The following is an 8134-nucleotide window of genomic DNA, read 5'->3' on the forward strand; positions in this document are numbered from 1 at the left end:
GAACGAAACACGGGCGGGATGCGATCCAAAAACCGCACCCCGCCCGTATCTTCAGTATTATGTTGTCAAACACTACGCCACGCGAACCCGCTCAGGCGAGCGCGCCGAACACGCAGCGCAGGCTTGCTACTCCGCCTTTACGGACGGGTAGAACGTCGCGTCGCCAAACAGATCGGCAATGGACTTGCCATCGGCAAACGGAAGATCAATAAACTCGGTTGCCAAGTACACGAGCTCACTGCAATCAACGTAGTGGCCCTTCTCGTTCAGCTCATCGGTGTTCTGAACGCGCCAGTAACCGTCGTTACAATCGGTAAGGTAGTAGGTCTTGCCCGCCACGTCCATGTAGACCGCATGATTCGCACGGAGATAGTTGGGCAGATCCTCGAAGGAAATCTCGAGTGCCTCCGTCGCCTTCATTCCCATAGCGAGTCCTTTCGTTGTCGTTTTACTCTGGTAACATCATAGCAACAACTTCACCATTTGACACGCACGATCCGCGATTCGCAGCAAACGTCTGAATCGGAGGTTACTGCCTACAGATCAATAAGTGGGCAGCAGCAATCGGAGGGACCCCCGGCGGTGTGACGCCGGAACTATGCGGGAACCAGGCGGTGCGGTGCTAGGGAAACACTGATTAATTCCGCCAGCCTCGCACTGACGAACCGGTATCTGAGAATTTCAGACCTCATTTACGCACGTCAGTGCGCGCATTCGGTCTTCAATCCTCAGGTATCCGCCTCGCCAGCGCAAGGCAAGACGGCTTTAATCAGTGTTTCCCTAGAACCAGGCGGAAGCTTCCCAGCGGTAGTCCGACGAAACCCTGACCCTGACCCCAACACCATCGCCAAGACATCGCCAAAGTAACAAAGCGGACTCACAGAGTTTTCCGATGATTCCTACCGAATATACTTCATTTGGCTATAATTCTCATTTGGAAATAAAACGAGTGCAGCTCAGGTCGCACCCGCACATGAAAGGACACCCCTATGGCACGAACCATTCCGGAACTGATATCGCTCGAAGAAGCGCTCGAACTCATCTTGTCTCATGTGAGCGCACTTGAACCGGAAACCGTGCCCGTGCTGGACTCCGTTGGCCGTGTGGCCGCCGCCAACCTGAAAAGTGACATCGACGTAGCCCCCTTCGCACATTCGGCGATGGACGGGTTCGCCCTGCGCGCTGCGGAGATTTCAAACTCAAGCGAGGACAACCCCACAGAACTCGACGTCGTGGCCGAAGTGGCCGCCGGCGACGTATTTGAAGGAAATCTGCAGGCTGGCCAGTGCGTGCGCATCATGACCGGCGCACCCGTGCCCACCGACGCCGATGCCGTGGTGAAGTACGAGGTGGTTGGCGTGGTGGAAGGCGACGGCAAACCTGGCAGCCGTGTGTCGTTTTCTGCTGCGACATCTGTAGGATCAAACATCCGCGCAGCTGGCGAAGAGGCGCATGCCGGTGAAGTCATTGTTGCGGCCGGCGAGGTTATTGGTACCGCAGGCGTAGGCTTTTTAGCTGGGTGCGGCATTGTGGAAGCGCCAGTTCATCGCCGTCCGCGCGTAGCTATCATCCCCATTGGTTCCGAACTGGTGGAGCCACCCACCGTGCCCACTGCCGGCAAGATTCGCAACTCAAACGGCTACGCGTTGGCCGCATGCGCGCAAGCGGCCGGAGCTGTGCCCACCATGCTTCCCATCGTGCAAGATACACACGAGGCACTTGCCGCGGCGGTTGACGCCGCCACGCGCGAGTACGATTTCGTAATAACCAGTGGCGGCGCTTCCAACGGCGATTTCGACTTCATTAAACCTGTCGTCGACGAACTTGGAGAACTGCTTATGACCAGCGTAAACATGCGCCCCGGCAAAGCTCAGACGTTCGGCATCGTAAACAGCACACCCGTGTTTGGTCTACCCGGCAATCCGGCGGCGGCCTTCGTTGGCTTCGAGATGATCATCCGCCCTGCACTGCGCAAAATGCAGGGATACAGCCACTTCGATCGCCCCTGCGTGCAAGCTCGGCTGTCGCGCGACATGAAGAAGAAAGACCCGCGCCGCATCTTCATGCGCGGCACACTCACGAAGAACGCCGACGGCTACGTAGTCGAACCATCGAAGAATCAAAGCTCGGGCCTCTTTGGCCCCATTCAGCGTAGCAACTGCATGGCAATTATGCCCGAAGGTGCTAAACCGCGCCATGCAGGCGACCTTATTGACTGCATACTGCTCGACGTGCCCGAGGAAGTGCTGCTGTAACAGCCAGCCTGCAGCCAGCGAGCAATCAATGGGCAAGCAGGCAACTTACAGCTAGCTCACACCCCGTTCGCGGTTAACAAGCAACCGACGGGAAGATAACGGGCGGCTACCCACCAAATGACCGCCCACCGACACAACGAAAGGACCACCCTTATGGCTGACACTTTGAAATTCGCCATTGTCACCTGCTCCGACACACGCAGCATCGCCGAAGACACCGCAGGGGCGGCACTCGTTGAGCTTATCGGCGACGCCGGTTGGGAATGCACAAGCCACGTGGTGGTGAAAGATGAGCGCGCTGAGATCGCTGCAGCCATCGTAGAAGCGTGCGACACCGTAGGTGCCGACATCGTGCTCACCTGCGGCGGAAGCGGCCTTTCACCGCGCGATGTAACGCCTGAGGCAACCGCCGATGTTTGCGAGCGCAACGTACCCGGCATCGCCGAGGCCATGCGCTACCACAGCCTGCAAATAACTCCGTACGCCATGCTGTCGCGTGCGGTATGCATGCAGCGCGGTCGCCACATTGTTATCAACCTGCCGGGCAGCGAAAAAGCCGCCCGTGAGAATTGGGAAGGCATTGTTGGCGCCCTTGGACACGCTGCCAAGATGATGGCCGGCGGCGGCCACTAAATGCTTCGCTTTAACTCGGGGTCGATATGCGGTGCATGATAGGGGCAGGCCATGGTAGTCCTTGCACGCCATGACGCACGTTCTGCATCCAGTGCATCGGGTGTTGTCGAAGAAGAACCCGCGCCTCATCGAACCCCCCTTACGCGCCACGTTGCGCCGCCCGCAGTCGGACGGCGCAACGCTCGATTCTCCGGTTTTCCCATTATCTCATGGCAAGGCTCGCCGGATGAGCCTCGCTCATGTGCGATTCGCGGCTAGTCGACCGCTAGTCGACCGAGCCCTCAACTTCCAACTCGTTGGCAACAAAGCCCGTTTCATCATCGGGTTCTTTTGCCGCCGGGCACGCCAGAATAACCAGGTTCGGGTCGGTCATATCGGCCGCCGGTAACGGGGCAATAGCCGCCACGCCATCTGCGTGTGCCGCACGCAGCTCTTCGATGTCTCCGAACTCGAGTGCGCGCAAGGGGCACGCATCCACGCAGATGGGGTTCTTCCCTTCCGCCACGCGAGCCGAGCACGCATCGCACTTCACGCTCTTGCCCAGGTCTTCGTTGACCTTCGGCGCGCCATACGGGCACGCCGTCGTGCAGCTGCCACAGCCGATGCACTTTGCCGGATCGGACGTCACGATGCCAGTTTCTGCGTCTTTGGAAATAGCCTCCTGCGGACAGATGGCCAAACACGCCGGCTCGTTGCACTGGTTGCAGCTTACCGACACGTGATAGGCATACGCATCGGTTGAGCACGTGCCGTCCTCAGCGACGGTAAACGTTCCGCCCTCGTAGTCATACACGGTGCGAAATGCAATCGACGCAGGCAGGTCCTTTATGTCCTTGCACGCCATCTCGCAGGTGCGGCAGCCCGTGCAGCGGGTGCTGTCGAAGTAGAATCCGTATTGAGTCATCTCGCCTTACCCCCTCTTTACGCCTTCGCAACTTGAACGATCATGGAATGCGCCGGGCCGTTGCCCTTCGCCAAAGGTGTGGGCTTGTACGTGGTGAGCGTGTTCACACAACCGCCCATATCCACGCGGTCGCCGTTCATGTCGGCGTTGTGCCAGGCACCCTGAGGTACCGCCACCGTTCCCGGAATAATACGCGGCGTCACCTTCGCCTCGATGCGGATCTCGCCAGCCGGGCTTACCACCGACACAATGTCGCCGGCCTCAATGCCGCGCTCTTCGGCGTCGATGGGATTGATCCACAACTGCTGGCGCGCTACCTTCTCCAGCTCTTCGATGAAGCCGAACGACGAGTGCGTGCGGCTCTTGTGATGAAAGCCCGTGCAGTACAACGGGTATTCCTCGGTCACGCTGCCGTAACCCTGGAAACCAGGCGTGAACACGGGAATGGGATTGATCGCCTCATCTTCGGCAAGCTCCCACGTGTTGGCAATCTCGGCCAGCGTCTCAGAGTAGATTTCGATTTTGCCCGAAGGCGTTGCCAGCGGGTTTTCCGCCGGATCAGTGCGGAACGCCTCCAGACCAATCGCCGGTGCCAGCTCACGCTTGTACACGCCCTGCTCGACAATCTCGTCCCAGGTGGGCATGTCGCCATCGGCTTCGGCACCCGCCTCGTAGAGTTCGCGCACCCAGTCGTCGTGGGTCTTACCCTCGGTGAAGGAATCTTTCAAGCCAAACTTATCAGCGATGTCAGCGCACACGTCGTAGCTCGAACGGCACTCGCCGGGCGCTTCCTGGGCGGGCGTGCCCACTACCACGCCGGTGTAGTACTCGGAATAGCCCTGCGTCTGCATGTTCATCTGCTCGGAACGCATAGCGTCAGGCAGCAGGATGTCGGCGTACTTGGCAGAGTCGGTCATCACGGTATCCCACACCACAATAAACTCGCACTTGCTCTCGTCAATGAGGATCTCGTGCGTGTAGTTGATATCGCCATGCTGGTTGGTTAGGCAGTTGCCAGCATAGTTCCAGATGAACTTGATGTCGCTTGCCAGCTTGTCGGCTCCCATAATGCCAGCGTTGGTGGCCGTCATTTCATGACCATGATCGATAGCATTGATGAACTGATACACCGGCAACGTGGTCGTAATGGGGTTTTTCACCGGAAGGCTACCCACCAAATACACCGAGGGCTCCGCCTCACGTTGACCCGTGTTGGTGCCCGGAAGGCCAATCTTGCCAATGAGCACGGGCAGCATGCAGATAGCACGGCACACATCTTCACCGTTGGTGTGGCGCTGCGGACCCCAGCCCTGCACGATAAACGGCGCTTCGGCGCTGGCGATCTCGTCGGCAAGTGCACGAATGGTGTCGGCCGGCACCTGTGTGATGGGAGCCGCCCACTCGGGCGTCTTTTCCACCATGTCGTAGCCGGTGCCCATGATGTAATCCTTGTACGACTTGTTTTGGCCGCGAGCCGACTCGGGCATGGTGTCCTCGTCGTAACCGACGCAGTAGGCATCCAGGAATTCCTTGTCAACCTGGCCATTTGCAATCCACTCATGCGCGATGGCATTCACCAGCGCAGCATCGGTGCCAGGGCGAATAGGCAACCATTCATCAGGATGACCCGAGCTGGTTTCGTTTAAGCGATAATCGATGTTGATAATGCGCCCGCCGCGGCCGTTCACAGCCTCGCGTACACGAGCGAAATCCCATACGGCGTTTGCGCCACCCATGCGAGTTTCCGCCGGGCTATTGCCGAACATAACCACCAGATCAGAATTCGCTTCGGCCTCACTAAACGAGCTCGCGTTCGTAGCATCATAGGGGCTAAACGCCGTTGCCGGCTTACCCAACGTTACATGGTTGCCGTCATCATCGAGATTCGCCGCGCTGCCATACATGTAAGGCATAGCCGCCGACAGCATGTGTGTGGAATAGTCATAACCCTGATTCACGTAGCCGCCGAGCAGGCCCAACAGGCGCTGTCCCGGCTGCCTACCGGTGGCGCTGTACATACCCGTGGCGTAGTTCACGTAGATGGCTTCGTTACCATAGGTGTCGATGGTGTACTTCAGCTTCTCGGCAATGGTGTCAATTGCCTCGTCCCAGCTGATTTCCTCGAACTTGCCCTCACCGCGCTTGCCCACACGCTTCATGGGCACCGTCAGGCGATCGGGATGGTTCAGCCAACGGCGCATGGAGCGGCCACGCAGGCAGGCGCGCGCCTGAAGGGCCGCATCGCCCGTGTTGTCCGTTTCCATGTAGACAACCTTGCCATCCTTGCTGTGCCACTGGAACACGCAGTTGCCACCACAGTTCACATTGCACTGGCTCCAATGCACCGAATCGGTGTCGGGCTGCGTGCCCGGAGTAGCAGCTCCGATGCTCGCTTCGGGCGTTGCCGTGTCGGTAGACGCACCGTCTCCTCCTGAGCAACCGTACAGAGCGGAACCGGCACCGGCCAGCGCGAGGCCGGCAAGCGACCCCTTCACGAACGTGCGGCGCGGCAGCGTTGCTTGGTTCTTCGTCATACGTTCCCTCCTTCATCTTCCTTCTTATACCGTATGCAACACAGGTTGACACCTCCCATCGAAGGGCAACAACGTGTCGCGTATAGATGAAGCATACCCGAAAACACCGCTACCGCGAATCACATGCGCTATGTGATTTAAGCGCATTATGCCTGGTCAGACGAACTCACCCACCAAACGATCACCAAAAGGGTGACGTTTGAGCGGCTTTGTGCCGCGCTTGCGTGCTACCATGTGCCGAGCAGTGGTGCCGCGCCGCACTCTGCTGCAAAACGCAACGGAAGTTACAGGGGACTATGGGGAATCGCACCGAAAACACAACGCGCATGCATGTTTCGAGTTGGGGATACGCATGCTTTCTCACCGTGAATGCCACGTCCACATGGGGCGGAATCTTTCCCTTTTTGCCCATCGAATTCCAAACGGCATCGGTCACGCTCACGTTCTTCTTAAGTCAGGCGCTGGCGTTTGGTTGTGCGTTTGTGGGCAGTATGCTAGGGGCCTACTTGCTGCCCCACGCCGCCCGACGCATGATGGTTACACTCGTCACGCTGCTCGTGTTCTCAGGTTCGGCGTTTCTTATCGCCGCCATGTATACACCATCCGGCACGCTTGTTTGGGTGGGCGGCGGTGGCGTGCTGCTAGGCGTCGGGTCAGCTGGGTTGTTCATGCTCTGGCAACGCTACTTCGCTTCCCTTCCCGCCGAACAAGGCAGCTTTCGACTTATTGTGGGCACGGCGTTGGCCCCAGCCCTGTACTTTGCGCTGTATTTTGTGCCTATCGCGCTGACCGCCTTCCTGGTGCCGCTTGTGCTGGTGCCTCTATGCGGGCTGTGCATATCGCTGTCGGTGCGCGAGATGCTGTTCGACCAACCTATGTTTGAAGATGTGCCGCGTCAGCACCCCCAGGTGTATCGCCAGGTGCTCGCCGACTACTGGCGATGCGCCCTGTGTATGGGCGCGCTCGCGTTCGCAAGCGGCATCATCCGCGGTATTGCGCTGTTGCATAGCGACATTTTCGCACTGGTGAACGCCGCTTCCATGATCGGCTCGTTTGTATCGGCTGTGGCCCTGCTTATCGTGTGGCAGCGCGCGAGCTTCCGCTTTGGTATGACAACGGTGTTTCGCATTACCTACCCCGTACTGGCAACGGGCTTTTTGTTGCTGCCGTTTTTGGGATCGACGTATCTGAACATCTTCGCGGCGGCAACATACATGGTGTTCTCACTCGTACAGATGCTCATGATGATGCAATGCGCGCAGATATCACGCGACCGCGGTATTAACCCGGTGTTCATTTACGGGTTCTTCGGCGGCGTCATGTATACGATGCAAAGCCTGGGGTTCTTGCTGGGATGGATAAGTGATGGCACCTCGGCCCATAATCAAACGTGGTTGTTCTTCTTGGCCATGGTGTCAAGTTATCTGCTGGGTCTGACACTGCTCGCCTCAACCGGCAATCTGTTTAAGCCGCAGGAAACAAGCGGCACCGTCACGCCCGACCCCATCGAGCTGCGCCCGCTGCGCACGCAGGGCGACGTACAGGAAGTGATGAGCGAAGCGGACAAAATGAGTGGAGGAAGCAGAGGGAAACGCGAACAAGCAGCAAGCGGCGTTGACAGCACGGGAAAGAGAGTTTCGAGCAAACGGGCAGCAAACAAGAAAGCTACGGTAAGCACTGTGGATACTGCGGGTACAGCAGGTGCGGCAGCCAGCAAGCCGCCAAAGCGCCGCCGCATCCGCGCGTCCGCGTCGCCCGACGCAGACGCCATCCGCGATCTCATATCGAAGAAATGTCTCGATTTACAG

The 8134-nt window shown here is 58.5% G+C and carries 6 protein-coding genes and 1 pseudogene; 3 read left to right on the forward strand and 4 right to left on the reverse strand.

The features are described 5' to 3' along the window. Positions 1-126: 126 nt before the first annotated feature. Positions 127-426, reverse strand: coding sequence for a CDP-alcohol phosphatidyltransferase (locus G7Y44_RS05560; RefSeq protein ID WP_165045073.1), 300 nt, complete (start codon positions 424-426; stop codon positions 127-129). A 563-nt stretch (positions 427-989) separates the two neighbouring features. Between G7Y44_RS05560 and G7Y44_RS05565 the strand changes: the two genes are divergently transcribed. After that, positions 990-2255, forward strand: coding sequence for a molybdopterin molybdotransferase MoeA (locus G7Y44_RS05565; protein WP_241159201.1), 1266 nt, complete (start codon positions 990-992; stop codon positions 2253-2255). A 153-nt stretch (positions 2256-2408) separates the two neighbouring features. Then, a complete protein-coding gene (locus G7Y44_RS05570) occupies positions 2409-2888 on the forward strand; it encodes a MogA/MoaB family molybdenum cofactor biosynthesis protein (RefSeq protein ID WP_165248234.1) in 480 nt (159 codons plus the stop codon). Between the two features lie 45 nt (positions 2889-2933). Here the strand turns inward: G7Y44_RS05570 and G7Y44_RS10425 are convergent. From G7Y44_RS10425 to G7Y44_RS05585, 3 genes and pseudogenes are all read right to left on the reverse strand, one after another. Beyond that, a pseudogene (locus tag G7Y44_RS10425) lies at positions 2934-3017 on the reverse strand (4Fe-4S binding protein); the annotation flags it as partial. 136 nt (positions 3018-3153) lie between these two features. Then, positions 3154-3792, reverse strand: a complete 639-nt coding sequence (locus G7Y44_RS05580) for a 4Fe-4S dicluster domain-containing protein (protein WP_165045066.1) — start codon at positions 3790-3792, stop codon at positions 3154-3156. A gap of 17 nt (positions 3793-3809) precedes the next feature. Then, entirely contained in the window at positions 3810-6326 is a 2517-nt protein-coding gene (locus tag G7Y44_RS05585; protein ID WP_165248236.1) for a molybdopterin-dependent oxidoreductase, read from the reverse strand. A 296-nt stretch (positions 6327-6622) separates the two neighbouring features. Here G7Y44_RS05585 and G7Y44_RS05590 point away from each other — a divergent pair. Beyond that, positions 6623-8134, forward strand: a 1512-nt coding sequence (locus G7Y44_RS05590; RefSeq protein WP_165248238.1) for a LuxR family transcriptional regulator, incomplete at its 3' end; no start/stop codon positions are given.

The organism is Adlercreutzia sp. ZJ141 (genome assembly GCF_011038965.1).
In the GTDB taxonomy this organism is placed as follows: Bacteria; Actinomycetota; Coriobacteriia; order Coriobacteriales; family Eggerthellaceae; genus ZJ141.

Bases quoted from the DNA above. Each gene is read 5' to 3' on its own strand.
- G7Y44_RS05560 (WP_165045073.1), bottom strand. From the start codon at position 426: ATGGGAATGAAGGCGACGGAGGCACTCGAGATTTCCTTCGAGGATCTG.
- G7Y44_RS05565 (WP_241159201.1), top strand. From the start codon at position 990: ATGGCACGAACCATTCCGGAACTGATATCGCTCGAAGAAGCGCTCGAA.
- G7Y44_RS05570 (WP_165248234.1), top strand. From the start codon at position 2,409: ATGGCTGACACTTTGAAATTCGCCATTGTCACCTGCTCCGACACACGC.
- G7Y44_RS05580 (WP_165045066.1), bottom strand. From the start codon at position 3,792: ATGACTCAATACGGATTCTACTTCGACAGCACCCGCTGCACGGGCTGC.
- G7Y44_RS05585 (WP_165248236.1), bottom strand. From the start codon at position 6,326: ATGACGAAGAACCAAGCAACGCTGCCGCGCCGCACGTTCGTGAAGGGG.